General features: G+C 60.3%; 16 protein-coding genes and 1 tRNA gene. 14 read left to right on the forward strand and 3 right to left on the reverse strand.

Features of this window, described 5'->3' with window-relative positions:
* Window positions 1–976: 976 nt before the first annotated feature.
* Window positions 977–1,053, reverse strand: a tRNA-Arg gene (locus JJD66_RS25115).
* A gap of 195 nt (window positions 1,054–1,248) precedes the next feature.
* On the opposite strand from JJD66_RS25115, the gene JJD66_RS25120 reads away from it, so the two are divergent.
* From JJD66_RS25120 to JJD66_RS25170, 11 genes are all read left to right on the forward strand, one after another.
* Complete coding sequence (locus tag JJD66_RS25120; protein ID WP_056782560.1) at window positions 1,249–1,965, forward strand: Crp/Fnr family transcriptional regulator; 717 nt, start codon at window positions 1,249–1,251, stop codon at window positions 1,963–1,965.
* An 87-nt stretch (window positions 1,966–2,052) separates the two neighbouring features.
* The gene (locus JJD66_RS25125; RefSeq protein ID WP_181196935.1) at window positions 2,053–2,595 is read left to right on the forward strand and encodes an RNA polymerase sigma factor; all 543 of its coding nucleotides are present in this window, start codon (window positions 2,053–2,055) and stop codon (window positions 2,593–2,595) included.
* Window positions 2,596–2,698: 103 nt separating this feature from the next.
* Window positions 2,699–2,926 carry a RebB family R body protein gene (locus tag JJD66_RS25130; protein WP_003187543.1) on the forward strand — a complete coding sequence of 76 codons (228 nt, stop codon included), beginning with the start codon at window positions 2,699–2,701 and terminating at the stop codon, window positions 2,924–2,926.
* 18 nt (window positions 2,927–2,944) lie between these two features.
* The gene (locus JJD66_RS25135) at window positions 2,945–3,517 is read left to right on the forward strand and encodes a hypothetical protein (RefSeq protein WP_057978429.1); all 573 of its coding nucleotides are present in this window, start codon (window positions 2,945–2,947) and stop codon (window positions 3,515–3,517) included.
* A gap of 82 nt (window positions 3,518–3,599) precedes the next feature.
* The gene (locus JJD66_RS25140) at window positions 3,600–4,226 is read left to right on the forward strand and encodes a hypothetical protein (RefSeq protein ID WP_034125445.1); all 627 of its coding nucleotides are present in this window, start codon (window positions 3,600–3,602) and stop codon (window positions 4,224–4,226) included.
* A 40-nt stretch (window positions 4,227–4,266) separates the two neighbouring features.
* A complete protein-coding gene (locus JJD66_RS25145) occupies window positions 4,267–4,590 on the forward strand; it encodes a hypothetical protein (RefSeq protein ID WP_198716336.1) in 324 nt (107 codons plus the stop codon).
* A gap of 80 nt (window positions 4,591–4,670) precedes the next feature.
* Entirely contained in the window at window positions 4,671–4,985 is a 315-nt protein-coding gene (locus JJD66_RS25150) for a RebB family R body protein (protein WP_003187550.1), read from the forward strand.
* 50 nt (window positions 4,986–5,035) lie between these two features.
* Window positions 5,036–5,350 (forward strand): RebB family R body protein, encoded by a 315-nt coding sequence (locus JJD66_RS25155; RefSeq protein ID WP_003187551.1) that lies wholly within the window; start codon window positions 5,036–5,038, stop codon window positions 5,348–5,350.
* A 296-nt stretch (window positions 5,351–5,646) separates the two neighbouring features.
* Entirely contained in the window at window positions 5,647–7,089 is a 1,443-nt protein-coding gene (gene gabD / locus JJD66_RS25160; protein WP_003187552.1) for an NADP-dependent succinate-semialdehyde dehydrogenase, read from the forward strand.
* Window positions 7,090–7,266: 177 nt separating this feature from the next.
* On the forward strand, window positions 7,267–8,544 hold the full coding sequence (gene gabT, locus JJD66_RS25165) for a 4-aminobutyrate--2-oxoglutarate transaminase (protein ID WP_014716416.1): 1,278 nt from the start codon (window positions 7,267–7,269) through the stop codon (window positions 8,542–8,544).
* A 214-nt stretch (window positions 8,545–8,758) separates the two neighbouring features.
* Window positions 8,759–9,961, forward strand: coding sequence for an HDOD domain-containing protein (locus tag JJD66_RS25170; protein WP_200649293.1), 1,203 nt, complete (start codon window positions 8,759–8,761; stop codon window positions 9,959–9,961).
* A gap of 99 nt (window positions 9,962–10,060) precedes the next feature.
* Here the strand turns inward: JJD66_RS25170 and JJD66_RS25175 are convergent, their stop codons facing one another.
* Together JJD66_RS25175 and desA are read right to left on the reverse strand one after the other, a co-directional pair.
* Entirely contained in the window at window positions 10,061–11,062 is a 1,002-nt protein-coding gene (locus JJD66_RS25175; protein WP_032894198.1) for a GGDEF domain-containing protein, read from the reverse strand.
* Window positions 11,063–11,250: 188 nt separating this feature from the next.
* Window positions 11,251–12,435: a delta-9 fatty acid desaturase DesA gene (gene desA, locus JJD66_RS25180; RefSeq protein WP_032894197.1), complete on the reverse strand. Its 1,185-nt coding sequence runs from the start codon at window positions 12,433–12,435 to the stop codon at window positions 11,251–11,253.
* A 166-nt stretch (window positions 12,436–12,601) separates the two neighbouring features.
* Between desA and dibA the strand changes: the two genes are divergently transcribed.
* From dibA to JJD66_RS25195, 3 genes are all read left to right on the forward strand, one after another.
* Complete coding sequence (dibA, locus tag JJD66_RS25185; protein WP_200649294.1) at window positions 12,602–14,518, forward strand: phosphodiesterase DibA; 1,917 nt, start codon at window positions 12,602–12,604, stop codon at window positions 14,516–14,518.
* Window positions 14,519–14,813: 295 nt separating this feature from the next.
* Window positions 14,814–14,996, forward strand: coding sequence for a sulfur starvation response protein OscA (gene oscA / locus JJD66_RS25190; protein ID WP_003170956.1), 183 nt, complete (start codon window positions 14,814–14,816; stop codon window positions 14,994–14,996).
* Between the two features lie 64 nt (window positions 14,997–15,060).
* A complete protein-coding gene (locus tag JJD66_RS25195) occupies window positions 15,061–16,071 on the forward strand; it encodes a sulfate ABC transporter substrate-binding protein (protein ID WP_003187562.1) in 1,011 nt (336 codons plus the stop codon).
* Window positions 16,072–16,224: the final 153 nt, after the last annotated feature.

Raw genomic sequence — 16,224 nt, forward strand, 5'->3', positions numbered from 1 at the left:
AACGCTTCGATTTCAAGTGCCCGATCGAAGTCATGGGCGAGGTGATGCAGGAAGCCATGGCTATGCGGCATCATGCTCCAGCTTCAAATCAATAACCGTGTTGCACTCAGCTTCTGCAACCGCCCCCTGATAGGAGCACTGCTGCCGGCCCTCTCAGGACCATTAGCTGAATACTTAACAATGTTTTTAGCAGACCTACGCAACTCTTCAGCAATAATAGCTAGTTCTGCAGGTGCCCCCTTTAATACAAAGTGATAGATGGCGTTGGCAAAATGCTTCGCACTACTTCGCCCAAATATTGGTGGTCGGATGAATGCATACCATGCCCAAGACAAGAAGGTTATAAGAAACATCAGTCCTAAAAAGGCTTGCCAGGTTGCAGGAGTAAGTATATTTCCCTTAGGCACTAACCACCCCTCCGCCCGCCAAAGGTCTGTCATTAGTGTAAGGAAACCGACAATTGAAACAGTGTAAAAAGTTAGACGTCTAAGTGGCAGAGGAGCGGTCGCGACCCGGAATTTGTACGATACGTCGGCTATAGTCCATGCTAGTACCATCAAAGCGAGACCCGCCAAAAATTCAGAAAACCCAAAAAACTTTGTTTCGCCGGTCCCAACCGGAATGAAACATAAGAAACCTAGACAGCGCTCGACCATGACGTAATCTCCCTTTGTCGGTCAAATTTTCGGTCATTTCGCATCTGATATTCAATCAGCTCGACGTTAAATTCGCGAAATTTGCCTAGTTTGCAGCAGCAGTAACTATATAGTGCCATTCGGGACAGATTTATTTTCAAACCGTCGTGAAGCCGCGTAAGGAGGGAAACACCTCGTCGACAAATGAGACGTTGCTGGTGCTGCATAAGCGCTTTCCGAACTAGGTTTATCAGCGCGGTTTGAGGTGTTGCATAAGCACTAAATCACCACCCACAAAAAAGCCCCAAATCTCCCGACCTGAGGCTCTTCCATTCCACATCTGGTGCACCCGGCGGGATTCGAACCCACGACCCCTGCCTTCGGAGGGCAGTACTCTATCCAGCTGAGCTACGGATGCTTGTGCGGGCGACATCATACCCATGTCGACCTGATGCGTCCATTCCGGCATTCCCCCCGCCCCCTGTCGTCCATTTCCGACAAAAATGGCTAATTGCCACCCTCATTCACAACTCCCCGCGCCGCACGTCCCTTTGTTTGCTTTGCTCTTGTGGCTTTAACCCCGCTTCCACGCCGCAATTCCTCAGGTGAACGCATGCATTCCAAAGGAACCGTGATGCTCGATCTCCCGCTCAGACAAACCCTGCTGGCTCGCTCCGATTTGTTTCGAGGTATGCCGGAGCACCTCTTGCGCTACGTTGCCACCCACATGGTGGAGCGCACGCTGGATGATCGTGAGCTGTTGTATTTCAAGGACGACACCCTCGAGTTTATTGCGCTGGTAGTCGAGGGGCGGATTTATTCGGTGGTGCATGGGCCCGATGGTCGAGAGCAGATCATCGGCAGCACCGGGGCCGGGCAGGTGGTGGGGGAGACGGCGTTGATCAAGGATCATGGGCGCGAGTCTTCTACCTTTGCCAGCGGGCCCACGCGTTTGTTGCAGTTGGGCAGTCGGCATTTTGCTGTGTTGTTTGAGGAACCTGCGTTTCTGCGGCGTTTGTTGATGCTGATGATGCTGCGTTTGCTGCACGCCATCGAGTTGCTGGAGTTGGTGTGCCTGCATCGGCTGGAGTCGCGGTTGGCGCGGTTTTTATTGGCGAACCTGGGCGAGATCGACCTGGCGTTGGCCTTGCCCAGTGTGTCGTTGCCCGCAAGCCAAGGGGTGTTGGCGTCGATGCTGAATACCAGCCGGCCCAAGCTGAATGTGCAGCTGCAAGTGTGGCGGCGCAGTGGCGTGATCAGCGGCGATCTGGAGCGCATGGTGATCAACGATGTCGAGCATTTGCGGCGCAAGGCTTTTGCGCTGAATTAGTTGTGGCGGTGTTCCCCAGGTAACAGCGTACCCCCGTCGAGCCCTCGCAGACTGGCCCTTCATCAAGGATGCACAGGAGTGCTGGCGATGGGGATGACTGTTCAGTTCAAGGATCAATGGGCCGCCGATGACCGTTTGTTCGAAGCGAGTTGGCGCGCTGTGCACGGCGAGCTCAGGCGCCGGGCGTTGCGGCGGGCCAAGGGCAATCTGGATCAGGGCCAGGAGTGGTTGTCGGCCACGGCGATCAAGGCCCTGCTGTTTTTTCGGCGTTCGCCGGAGCGCATTCGTGACCCCGAGGGGTTTCTGTTTCTGGTCCTCGACCATGTGTTTCTCGACAGCGTGCGGCGCAGCAAGCGCGAGGGGCGGTTGTTCGATGATTCGGTGGACCTTGAACACGATCACCTGGCCGCGCTCGCCGCGCCCTGCGCCTCGGTGCTGGAGCGGGTGGAATGCTATGAGCGCCTGGAGCAGATCGAGGCGCATGTCGCACGGTTACCGCTGTTGCAGCAGCGCTTGTTCGAGATGCGTTTTGTCGACGACCTGCCTTACCCGCAAATCGCCGCCGAGTTGCATGTGAAGCTGCCGCTGGTGCGCAAGCGCGTGCAACTGCTGCGCAGTGCCTTGCGCTGAAGGCGATTCACAGACGTTGGCGTGGGGCGTTCTAGTGGTATGAGCGCAGCACGCCGCCGCTATCCACACCCAAACCTGGGTGAATGCCATCAAGGAGAGATGTATGACAGAGGTCAACAGCCAGATCACCGACGCGGTCACTCAAACCAACGTCAAGGTGGTGGCAGAGGCGCCGGCCCAGGCCATCGCGTCGCTGTACCAGGTGGCCAGCAGCGCGGCGGGCCTGTCGTTGCAGAACGCGGTCAACAGCCAGCAGGCGATGAATCAGATTTCCAACGCGGTGATCTCCAAGGCCGTGGCGCTGATCATGCAGATTGGCGAGAAGGGCTGAGCCCTCGGGAGATCGATTATGTCGTGGTTCAGCAGAAAGAAACCCGCCGCCTCCCAAGCAACGCCCGCCGCCGACCCACCTGCGTCGGCGCCCGCCGCACCGGCCTCGCGCTCGATCATGGCGCGCATGAACGAGCACTTGCTCAACCAGGTGAGCACGCCGTCATCCGACAGCACGGCGGCGCTCAATAGCCAGATCGTGCAGGCGGTGCAGTTCACCAACGCGCAGAACTTTGCCTATGCGCCGGCGCAGATCGCGGTGCCGGCCGACATGATGATCAGTCAGGCGGCCGGGCTGGTGGCGCAAGCGGCGGCGGGGTACTTCGACGGGGTCAGCAAGATCGCCCTGGCGGCCCAGGCCGTGCTGCTCCAGCAAATGACCGAGAACATCGTCAAGGACAACCTGCCGGCCGCTGCCGAAGACGCCTTGGGCGCCTTGGCCACCGACCTGCTGGTGGGCGCCGCTGCCGCTGTGGCTGCCGCTGCCGGTGCGATGGAAGCCGAAGCCGCCAGCGTGGCCATCGACAAGATCGACCAGAGCATCGCCAAGTACGCCGACACCTTGGCCAACCGGGCCGCGCCAGCGGCCTGAACCGAGCACAGCGCTCCGGCGTTCTGCTGGGGCGGTGCAACAGCAACTTGAAAGCAACTTTTCTTGAATGAGGAGCGACATCATGGACGTTGGAGATCTTATTTTTTCGGTGAAGCAAGAAGATGACAGTACGACGCGGGCTTTCATCAAAGCCGGTCAGTTGGTCAAAGCCAAGGTGTTCTCACAGGACACGACGTATCTGAATGTGGTCCACCCGGCAATTGCGGTGAGCAAGACCATGGTGATCGAAAGCGTCGGCACTGGCCTGGCGTTGACTGACGTGAGCCTGGAAAAACCCCCTCGCACCGCCATGGTGTTTTCCTGCCGTGACACTGAGCTGGGGTTTGCGGCGGCGCTGGCGGCCAAGCAGTTCTATTTCGACAAGCTCGGCGATGAAATCGACGGCAGTTATAGCGCGTGGAACGCGATGCTTTCTGCATTCAAGAACTGGAAGGCCAACGACACCCTGCAGGCTCGGATCAATGAATCGATAGCGATAGGCAGCGGTTCCTTTTGCTCACAATTCGCGGCCAACGCTTATGAGGTCGGCAACCTCTACAACGCGGCCAATCTGGTTCCGCCACCGCCGGCCATCTTCAATCGGCAACCCTCAGCGATGACACCGGCAGAGCTCGCGACGTTCTGTGCTGCGTCGCCGCGTTTTTTCTTTGCCGGTTTCTGGGAAGACGGCAGAGAGGTGCGGCTTTAGCGGCCCTTTTGCAGGCGACGTAAAGCCCAAGGAGATCGACATGGCACCCCCTTCCACACCCTCGGTCCTGTCTGCCGATGACCGCCAACGGCTCGAAGCGATGCTGCGCAACCCGCAGATTTTCGCCGGAACGCCCCAGGCCATCGTCGACGAAACCCTCAAGCGCGCTACCGAAGTGCTTGCGCAATCGAAGGCCAACGAACAAGCGCTCAAGACCGCTGCCCTGCAACGTGAAGCGGCGCTGCGCCAGGTGTTGGATGGCGCAGCTCCCGACCAGGACGCGCAACGCAAGGAAGTGCAGGCACTGATCCAAGGGTTGATCGCCCAGATTGAAGCGGCGCTGGGCCCCACTGCAAAACCTTGACCCTGCGTTTCACAGCGCCTGTTCCGCAACGTTCATTGATGAACACGGAATGCACCGTGTACTAAATAAGGAAATTGATCATGCCATTAGTCAACGAGCAAATTACCGACGCGGTCACCCAGACCAACGTCAAAGTGGTGGCCGAATCGCCAGCGATGGCGATGAGCACTATCTATCAATCCATGGCGCAGGCCACGGCGATTCTGTTCCAGAACGCGGTGTCAGCCCAGCAGCAGCAAAACACCCTGGCCCAGGCGGCCACCAACCAGGGCGTGATGCAGATCTACAGCGTCGATACCACCGCAGGTGCTGCGGCTACCGAGAAAGTCGCCCAGGGCGGCGTGTCGGATAACCTCACCAGCCTGTTGACCGTGCTCAAGTCGTTCCAGCCTTAAGCACTGAGCAATAACGGATGTTGTTCTTTCTCAACCCAGGAGTTTTAACCATGAGTACAGTCAGCCCGCAAATCACCGATGCCGTCACCCAGACCAACGTCAAGGTGGTTGCCGAATCACCCGCAATGGCCATGAGCACCATCTACCAATCCATGGGCCAGGCCACGGCGATCCTGTTCCAGAACTCGGTCTCGGCCCAACAGCAACAAAACACCCTGGCTCAGGCGGCCACCAACCAGGGCGTGATGCAGATCTACAGCGTCGACACCACCGCTGGCGCCGCCGCCACCGAAAAAGTCGCCCAAGGCGGCGTGGCCGACAACTTGACCAGCCTGCTGGCCGTGCTCAAGTCGTTCCAACCTTAAGCTGCAGAGCCCCCAGCAGCCCCGGCGCCCACAAGGCTCCGGGGCTGTTGTCGTGTGTGCGTTTGATCCGAAAGATGAGCCGGATGCGCCATATTCGTTCTTTTTTTCGAACATCCTATTGCCCTGTACCCCCATTGATCCTAGGATTCGTTTGAGATTTCAAACGCTCTGTCTCCCGTGCGCTCTTTCATTTCTTCTGCGCGCTGGGGCTGATTTCCCTGACGGCAGCCCACAAGGCGCCTTTCAACAACTCTAATTCGCTCCGCGTGCGCGCGGTGCTGTTAAGGAAAGCCGACATGCAGCTTAAAGACACCCAGTTGTTCCGCCAGCAAGCCTTTATCGATGGCGCTTGGGTCGATGCGGACAATGGTCAAACCATCAAGGTCAACAACCCGGCCACGGGCGAGATTCTCGGCACCGTGCCGAAGATGGGCGCCGCGGAAACCCGTCGCGCCATCGAAGCCGCCGACAAGGCCCTGCCAGCCTGGCGTGCACTCACCGCCAAGGAGCGCGCCAACAAGCTGCGCCGCTGGTTCGAACTGCTGATCGAAAACCAGGACGACCTCGGCCGCCTGATGACCCTCGAACAAGGCAAGCCGCTGGCCGAAGCCAAGGGCGAAATCGTCTACGCTGCCTCCTTTATCGAGTGGTTCGCCGAAGAAGCCAAGCGCATCTATGGCGACGTGATCCCCGGCCACCAGCCCGACAAGCGCCTGATCGTGATCAAGCAGCCTATCGGCGTGACCGCAGCCATCACCCCGTGGAACTTCCCCGCCGCGATGATCACCCGCAAAGCCGGCCCGGCCCTGGCCGCCGGTTGCACCATGGTGATCAAGCCGGCCTCGCAAACCCCGTTCTCGGCCCTGGCCCTGGTTGAGCTGGCGCACCGCGCCGGTATCCCCAAAGGCGTGCTCAGTGTGGTCACCGGTAGCGCCGGCGACATCGGCGGCGAGCTGACCAGCAACCCCATCGTGCGTAAATTGTCCTTCACCGGCTCGACCGAAATTGGTCGCCAGCTGATGGCCGAATGCGCCAAGGACATCAAGAAAGTCTCCCTGGAGCTGGGCGGTAACGCACCGTTCATCGTGTTCGACGACGCTGACCTGGATAAGGCCGTCGAAGGCGCGATCATCTCCAAGTATCGCAACAACGGCCAGACCTGCGTCTGCGCCAACCGCCTGTACATCCAGGATTCGGTGTACGACGCCTTCGCTGAAAAGCTCAAGGTGGCGGTGACCAAACTGAAGATCGGTAACGGTCTGGAAGACGGCACCACCACCGGCCCGCTGATCGACGAAAAAGCGGTGGCCAAGGTGCAGGAACATATCGCTGATGCCCTGAGCAAAGGCGCCAAGTTGTTGGCCGGTGGCAAGGTCATGGAAGGCAACTTCTTCGAACCGACCATCCTGGTCGACGTGCCGAAAAACGCCGCCGTGGCCAAGGAAGAAACCTTCGGCCCGCTGGCGCCACTGTTCCGCTTCAAAGACGAAGCCGAAGTGATCGCCATGTCCAACGACACCGAGTTCGGCCTGGCCTCCTACTTCTATGCCCGCGACCTGGGCCGAGTGTTCCGCGTGGCCGAGGCCCTGGAATACGGTATGGTCGGCGTCAACACCGGGTTGATCTCCAACGAAGTGGCGCCGTTCGGCGGCATCAAGGCCTCGGGCCTGGGCCGTGAAGGCTCCAAGTACGGGATCGAGGATTACCTGGAAATCAAATACCTCTGCCTGGGTATCTAAGGCACGGGATTGCAGTAAACGCAGAGGGCACGAGAGCGCTGCCCCTTTGCGTGTTTCACATGGTTATTCGCAGTGGCCGGGAAAGCTGTGGCAGTCGATCATCGCATGCTGCCGTAGTTGCCTCCCCGCCACCTATCCTTGAGCCACGCCGCCCGATGAGCGGCGAATGAGGACTTTATGAGCAAGACCAACGCTTCCCTGATGAAACGCCGCGAAGCCGCTGTACCGCGCGGTGTTGGCCAGATTCACCCGATCTTCGCCGACTCCGCGAAGAACGCCACCGTGACCGACGTTGAAGGTCGCGAGTTCATCGACTTCGCCGGCGGTATCGCCGTGCTGAACACCGGCCACGTACACCCGAAAATCATCGCGGCCGTGACCGAGCAACTCAACAAGCTGACCCACACCTGCTTCCAGGTATTGGCCTACGAGCCCTACGTAGAAGTGTGCGAAAAAGTCGCTGCCAAAGTGCCAGGTGATTTCGCCAAGAAAACCCTGCTGGTCACCACCGGTTCCGAAGCGGTAGAAAACGCCGTGAAAATCGCCCGCGCCGCCACAGGCCGTGCCGGCGTGATCGCCTTCACCGGCGCTTACCACGGCCGCACCATGATGACCCTGGGCCTCACCGGTAAGGTCGTGCCTTACTCGGCCGGCATGGGCCTGATGCCAGGCGGCGTGTTCCGTGCGCTGTACCCCAACGAACTGCACGGTGTGAGCGTCGACGACTCCATCGCCAGCATCGAGCGTATCTTCAAGAACGATGCCGAGCCGCGTGATATCGCCGCCATCATCATCGAGCCGGTGCAGGGCGAGGGCGGTTTCTACGTCGCGCCAAAAGCCTTCATGAAGCGCCTGCGCGAACTGTGCGACAAGCACGGCATCCTGCTGATCGCCGACGAAGTGCAAACCGGTGCCGGCCGTACCGGTACTTTCTTCGCCATGGAACAGATGGGCGTTGCCGCCGACCTGACCACCTTCGCCAAATCCATCGCGGGCGGCTTCCCGCTGGCCGGTGTGTGCGGCAAGGCCGAGTACATGGACGCCATCGCCCCAGGCGGCCTGGGCGGCACCTATGCCGGTAGCCCGATTGCCTGCGCCGCGGCCCTGGCGGTGATGGAAGTGTTCGAAGAAGAGCACCTGCTGGACCGCTGCAAGGCCGTGGGCGAGCGCCTGGTGACTGGCCTCAAGGCTATCCAGGCCAAGTACCCGGTGATCGGCGAAGTACGTGCCTTGGGCGCGATGATCGCGGTCGAGCTGTTCGAAGACGGCGACACCCACAAGCCAAACGCTGCCGCCGTTGCCTCCGTGGTGGCCAAGGCACGTGACAAGGGCCTGATCCTGCTGTCCTGCGGTACCTACGGCAACGTGTTGCGCGTACTGGTGCCCCTGACCTCGCCGGACGAGCAGTTGGACAAAGGCCTGGCGATCATCGAAGAGTGCTTCTCCGAACTCTGACACGCCCCTGTAGGAGCGAGCTTGCTCGCGAAAAACCCCCAGGCACCGCGTTTCAAAGGCTGCCCGCGTTTTCGTTGACGACCTTCGCGAGCAAGCTCGCTCCTACAAAAAGAAAAAGCAAAAAAACCGCTTCGGCGGTTTTTTTGTGCCTGCTTCATTGTACGCACGCGGCTGCATTGTCTAAGGTGCAAGCATTGCCGATGGAGCGTGCTGGATGACTGCTGTTGATTTACCCGCTGTACCCCGAGTGTTAATCGCCGAAGCAGACCCTTGGTCGCGGGACCTGCTCAAGCAAGTGTTGTTGAATGTGCGCTGTGACGCACGTTTGGATGTGTGCGCCGATGGGCAGCACGCCGCCACGCTGTTGGGCGAAAAAACCTATGACCTGATCCTGGCGGATTGGGAGCTGCCGGGCGTGGATGGCCTGAGCCTGCTGCGCAGCGTGCGCCAGAAGCGCCGTTCGCTGCCGTTTATCTTGCTGAGCAGTCGCAACGACAGCGCCAGCGTGCGCGAAGCCTTGCCCCTGGCGCCCACCGCCTACCTGACCCGCCCGCTGAACATGGAAAGCCTGACCCAGCGCTTGCAAGACCTGCTGCTCAATGAAGGCGAAAGCGTGTACTGCGAAATTCCACCCCTGGCGCCGGGCATGACCTTGCCCGCCTTCCTCGAGCGGCGCCGCGAGGTCTGCGATGGGGCGCCGTTGCGTGTGGATGTGAAAACCGCCGTGCAACGCAGCCTGGGGCCCGAAGGCCTGGACCTCAAGCAGTTGGAAGACCAGGTACACAGCGACCCGCAAATCACCGCCGTACTGATCGCCGCCGCCAACAGCGCCGGCTACCACGGCACGCCGGTGCAGACCCTGTCAGAGGCCCTGCATAAGTTGGTGCCCGGCCAGAGCATGAACCTCATCCTGGGCCTGGCGCTCAAGCACAACGTGGTGTTGGGCGACCCTGGGCTGGTGGCCTACGCCGAGCGGCACTGGCAACTGTCCCAGGACAGCGCCGACTACGCCCGACGTCTGGCGCGCATGTTGGAACTGGATCACCAGCGCTGCTACAGCGCCTGCATCCTGCATCGCTTGGGCGACCTGGCCTTGTTGCGCTGCCTGGAAGACTGGCGCCAGGGCGGCGGCGCCCTGGATGACGAAGCCATCGGCGAATCCCTCGACGCCTTTGGCGCTGCCTACGGTTCGGCGTTGCGCACGCGTTGGCGCTTGCCGCTGGAGTTGCGGCAGTTGATCGCAGGGATCTATTCACTTGAAGGCGGGGTGTATTCGCGCGAAGCCCTGGTGGTGAACCTGGCGGTGCAAATGGCGCGGCTGACCGAGCACGAAGGGCTGGAAGAACTGGCGGGCAGCAAGACCGCGCGGCTGCTCAAGATCGGCTTGCCGGAACTCACCCGAGTGCGCAAAACCTGAAACACACACCTGTCAATTGTGGGAGCTGGCTTGCCTGCGATAGCGGTGGGTCAGTCAAGACGCCATCGCAGGCAAGCCAGCTCCCACAGTGTGTCGGTGTTACCCGGCGATAACGCGGTTCTTGCCTTGGCGCTTGGCCTCGTACATTGCCGCATCCGCCCGGGCAAACAGGCTGTCGAGGGTGGAGTCGTCTTCGCGCAGGCCGGCCAGGCCCTGGCTGACGGTCACATTGAACTCATGCCCCTCATAGCTGAACACCAACGCCTGGATTTCCTTGCCCAACCGTTCGGCAACCTGCAGGGCCATCTCCGGTGGGCAACCCGGCAGCACAGCAGCAAATTCTTCGCCACCAACGCGCCCGAACAGGTCGCCACGGCGCAATACCCCGCGACCGCTCTCAGCGATGCGCCGCAGCACCTGGTCGCCTTCCAGGTGGCCGTAGGTGTCGTTGATGTCTTTGAAATCATCAATGTCCAGCAACAGGAACGCCAGCGGCGTGCCCTGCGCGCAGGCATTGTCGAACGCCTGGTTGGCGAGTTCGAAGAAGTGTCGGCGGTTGCTGCTTTGGGTCAGTACGTCGGTGGTGGCGAGGCGATGCAGTTCCAGCTCAAGTTGCTTCTTTTCGGTGATGTCTTCGGCGATGCCCACCACGATCAGCGCTTCACCGGGCACCACCTGCTGGTTGATGTAGCACTTGTCACTCAACCAGCGGATCTGCCCGTCAGCGGTGATGATGCGGTACTCGCGGTCCTCCACGGCGCCCTGTTCCAGCACACGGGCCAGGCTGTGTTCGGCGTAGTCGAGGTCTTCGGGGTGGACGCTGTTGCGCCATTCACGGTGGTCGGCCAGCAGCAGGCCGGCGGAGCGGCCAAACAGCCGCTCGTACGCCGGGCTCACATACAGCACGCGGCGTGTTTCCCAATCGATGGCCCAGAGCACGGCGTTCACGCTGACCAGCAGGGAACTGAGCAGTTGCTCACGCTCACTCAGCCGCTCGACTTCACCTTGAGCATGCATAAGCGCCAACAGGGTCGCCGCCGCGGCCGGGCGCGGCGGCTCGGCGGTGGGCACATCGGGCAGGCTGGGCTTTTCGTGAACCATCGGTACAACTCTCTCTGGGCGCGCCGCAGGGTGCAAAAGCGGTCACTACAAGGGGTCACCATGATGGCGAAGTGTTCTTTGAGAGAGGGGAATTGCGGTGAAGTTCCGTGATCAGCATGCATTGACGGTGCCCGGAAAATGGCGCCAAAAAGCCAGTGCGTGGGAGGGCGAACCCTCCCACGGCGCCCTCACGCCGCTGTAGGACGCAACGAGTAAGTCTTCAACTGGTGGGCAAAATCGCGCAGGGATTGGATGCCGCTGGCCTCGGCTTCATGCACCCATTCCTTGATCGCCGCCAGCATGTCGTGGCCATTGGAACTGGTCTTGAGCCAGATCTGCTGCAGCGCCAGGCGCTTCTCGTAGATCACCGTGAGGGCATGGCTGTGTTCCAGCATGCTCTGGATGCGCAAGTGGTGGCGGTCTTCCAGCAGGCTGGTTTCCCGCGACAGCAGGCGCTTGGCGCGGTGGAACTGGTGGCGCACCGAATGATCGACCTTCTCCAGCTCCTGCTTGACCAACGGGCCAATCACCAACTTGCGGTATTGGGCCATGATCTGGAAGCGGTTGTTGAGGATCGCCATGGCGGTGTCCATGTCCAGGCTGCCCTTGCCTTCGACGCGGTGGGCGATGGGGGCCACGCGCTGCACCTTGGCCAGGCGCAGGAAGCTGAACACTTTGATCCAGGCCCAACCCAGGTCGAACTCCCACTTCTTCACCGACAGCTTGGCCGAGTTAGGGTAGGTGTGGTGGTTGTTGTGCAGCTCTTCGCCGCCGACGATGATGCCCCACGGCACCAGGTTGGTGGCGGCGTCACGGCATTCGAAGTTGCGATAGCCCACGGCATGCCCCAGGCCATTGATCACACCGGCGGCCCAGAACGGGATCCACATCATCTGGATCGCCCAGATGGTGATACCGATGGTGCCGAACAGCAGCAGGTCGATCACGCCCATGAGCGCCACGCCCAGCAGCGGGTAGCGCGTGTAGAGTTTGCGTTCGATCCAGTCGTCCGGGCAGTTCTTGCCGTAGATGCGCAGGGTCTCGGGGTTTTCCGCCTCGGCGCGGTACAGCTCGGCACCTTTGCGCAGCACGGTGGACAAGCCCTTGATCACCGGGCTGTGCGGGTCATCGACGGTTTCGCACTTGGCGTGGTGCTTGCGGTGAATGGCGGTCCACTCGCGGGTGTTCTGCGCCGTGGTCAGCCACAGCCAGAAGCGGAAGAAGTGTTTAAGGCCGGCATTGAGCTCGAGCGAGCGATGGGCCGAATAACGGTGCAGATAGACAGTGACCCCAATAATGGTCACGTGGGTCATCAACAGCGTGACTGCCACCAGTTGCCAGGCGGACAGATCAAGAAAACCGTTGTACCACATAGGCTGTATGGCCCTCAGATAAAGAAAAAAACAGCACCCGCATTATCACTTCCTTTGCAGATAAAACCAGTCACCGTTTCAGATAAGACTTACAAAGTGTTTCCTCCTCTATAATCCTGATCCTTTGTAGGGCGATTCTGGTTATTTAGTAAGGATTACTAAGCATATGCTGTTTTCATACCGAGGTGCCCTACGTGCGGGGTTGGTGTACCTGCTGGTTTCTATCGTTTGGCTCCAGCTCAGCAATTACCTATTAATCAACTTTATCGATGAACCATGGGCGCTGGGGCGCTGGCTGCAGGCGCGCGGTTATGTGTGGGTCAGCCTCAGCGCCTTGGTCATTTACTGGATAGGCCGGCGTTTTGCCCGTGCCCATGCGTTGCAACAACCCCTGAAAGAGAACCGCGAGCGCCTGCGCCAGGCCGCTGCGGTGTTCGATTGCACCCGCGAAGGGGTGCTGGTCACCGATACCCAAGGGCTGATCGTGCACGTCAACCGCGCTTTCATGGAGATCACCGGCTACCAGTGCGAAGACGTCATGGGCCAACGGCCAAGCCTGTTCAAGTCCGGGCGCCACTCGGCGCATTTCTACCAGCAAATGTTCCAGGCCCTGGAAAGCACCGGCGAATGGAGCGGCGAAATCTGGAACCGCCGTAAAAGCGGCGAGGTTTACCCCCAGTGGCAAACCATACGGGTGATTCACGATGACCAGGGCCAGGTCAGCCACTACGTGGCGGTGTTTTCGGACATCAGCGCCATGAAGAACTCTGAGCACGAATTGGCGCACCTTGCCCATCACGACCCGCTCACCGACCTGCCCAACCGCCTGCTGTTCACCGATCGCGCCGAGCAGGCCCTGGCCTCCGCGCAGGTGCATAAACGTGGCTGCGCCCTGCTGTTGATGGACCTGGACCACTTCAAGATCATCAACGACAGCCTCGGCCATAACGTCGGCGATCAGTTGCTCAAGCTGGTGGCCGAACGCCTCAGCGGCCTGTTTGGGCCGGGGGTTACCCTGGCGCGCCTGGGGGGCGACGAATTTGCCGTGCTGGCAGAAAGCTGCCCGCAGGTGGTGCAAGCGGCGGCTTTGGCGCAGCGCATGCTCAATGCCATGAAGGATCCGTTCATTTTTGACGGCAACCAGCTGTTTATCAGCGCCAGTATCGGTATCAGCCTGTTCCCCAGTGACGCCCTGAGCGCCGAGCAACTGCTGCGCAACGCCGATTCCGCGTTGTTCAAGGCCAAGAGCGCCGGGCGCGAAGGCTACGCGTTGTATACCGAAGAGCTGACCGCCCACGCCCAGTATCGGGTGGAAATCGCTGGCGAGCTGCGCCGCGCCCTCGACCAACATGAGCTGCGCGTCTATTACCAGCCGGTGCACGACCTGCACGACAGCCGTCTGGTCGGCGTTGAAGCACTGGTGCGCTGGCAGCACCCGGAGCGCGGCCTGGTACCCCCGGGCGAGTTCATCCCCATCGCCGAACGCACCGGGCTGATTGCCGAGATCGATGCGTGGGTGATGGACCAGGCCTGCCGCCAGATGTGCCAATGGCTAGCCGACGGCGCGTCGCTGAGCTTTATCGCAATCAATGTCTCCAGCCGCCTGTTTGCCCGGCGCGAGCTGTATGAGCAAGTGGCCCAAGTGCTGCACGCCACAGGGCTGGATCCGGCCTTCCTGGAGCTGGAAGTCACCGAGAGCGCAGTGATGGACGACCCGGAAGTTGCGTTGGAGCAACTGCATCGCCTGCGCGAACTGGGCCTGCGCCTGGCGATCGACGACTTTGGCACCGGCTATTCCTCGTTGTTGCGCCTCAAACGCCTGCCGGTGCAGAAGCTCAAGATCGACCAGGGCTTTGTAGCGGGCTTGCCGTGGGACGAAGACGACGCCGCGATTGTGCGCGTGGTGATCGCCCTGGCCAAAAGCATGGGCATGCAGGTGCACGCCGAAGGGATCGAGCAGGTGGAACAGGCGCGGTTCCTGCTGGATCAGGAATGCGACATGGGCCAGGGGTATTGGTTTGGACGGCCGATGCCGGCTGATGAAATCGACTGGACGCGGGCACCTCTGATCCGCCAGGACTGACGCGGTCAATGTGGGAGCCGGGCTTGCCCGCGAAGGCGGTGTGTCAGTCACTGCATGTGTTACTGCACCGCCGCTTTCGCAGGCAAGCCAGCTCCCACGAGGTTCTGCGGCGCCTGTGCATGAGCGTTTTTTCTGTGGAAACCCTTGCAACCCCATGCCCTATCAGAAAATTCTTTCTGGTTATATAAACATTCTTAAATAGTATTTTTAAGAATATCCGCGCTTATCTACTATCGCCCTCACGCCGCAAGCAGTGCCGCCACTGCCAGGCACTACTCATTTCAGGAGCGAGACCATGAGCGCATCTCTACGTAGCGTTGACGGCCAGGACGAAGCAGCCATTTTGCGTGAAATCCAGAGCGCCCTGCGCGACCTGCGGTTTGGCGCGGTGGAAATCACCGTACACAACGCCCAAGTGGTACAGATCGAACGCAAGGAAAAATTCCGTCTGCAGAACCCCGGTAACAAACCGAGCTGAGCAAGAACGGCGATAGACCCGCACTTATAAGAAAAGCCAACACTCAAGAATTTCAGGAGCTTCTATGTCGTCGATTCGCCGTTATGCCTTGGCCGCATTGGCCAGTGCCGTGTTTGCCGGTTCCGCCGTTGCCAAGGACTACGAGTTGCTCAACGTCTCGTACGACCCCACCCGTGAGCTGTACCAGGACTACAACGCAGAATTCACCAGCTTCTGGAAACAGTCCCACCCCGGCGACAACGTCAAGATCCAGCAGTCCCACGGTGGCTCGGGCAAGCAAGGCCGGGCGGTGATCGATGGGCTGCGCGCCGACGTCGTCACCCTGGCCCTGGCCGGTGACATCGACGAAATCGCCAAGCTGGGCAAGACCCTGCCGGAGAACTGGCAGACCCGCCTGCCGGACGCCAGCACGCCCTACACCTCCACCATTGTGTTCCTGGTGCGCAAGGGCAATCCCAAGGGCATCAAGGACTGGGGCGACCTGATCAAGAAAGACGTTTCAGTGATCACGCCCAACCCGAAAACCTCCGGCGGTGCACGCTGGAACTTCCTCGCCGCCTGGGCCTACGGCCTCAAGGCCGGCGGCAGCGAAGCCAAGGCCCAGGAATACGTCAAAGAGCTGTTCAAGCACGTCCCGATACTGGACACCGGCGCACGCGGTTCTACCATTACCTTCGTCAACAACGGCCAGGGTGACGTGCTGCTGGCGTGGGAAAACGAGGCGTTCCTGGCCTTGAAGGAAGACGGCGGCGCCGACAAATTCGACATCGTCGTGCCGTCCCTGTCGATCCTGGCGGAACCGCCTGTGGCCGTGGTCGACAAGAACGCCGAGAAAAAGGGCAACACCGAGATCGCCACGGCGTACCTCAACCACCTGTACAGCCCGGCGGGCCAAGAGATTGCGGCGAAGAACTTCTACCGTCCACGGGATGAAAAAGTCGCCGCCAAATACGCCCAGCAGTTCCCGAAACTGGACCTGGTGACTATCGACAAAGACTTCGGCGGCTGGAAAACTGCCCAACCGAAATTCTTCAATGACGGTGGCGTGTTCGACCAGATCTATACGGCGCAGTAAGCCAAAGTAACTGTAGGGGCCTGACTTTCTGTAGGAACTGGGCTGGTGTGGGAGCTGGCTTGCCTGCGATAGCATCACCGTGGTGTGGCTGATACACCGAGGTGCCTGCATCGCGGGCAAGCCCGGCTCCCACAGAAAAGCCAGCTGCCACAA

Origin of the sequence: Pseudomonas sp. MF6751, from assembly GCF_016613265.1 — a bacterium.
GTDB lineage: Bacteria > Pseudomonadota > Gammaproteobacteria > Pseudomonadales > Pseudomonadaceae > Aquipseudomonas > Aquipseudomonas fluorescens_BV.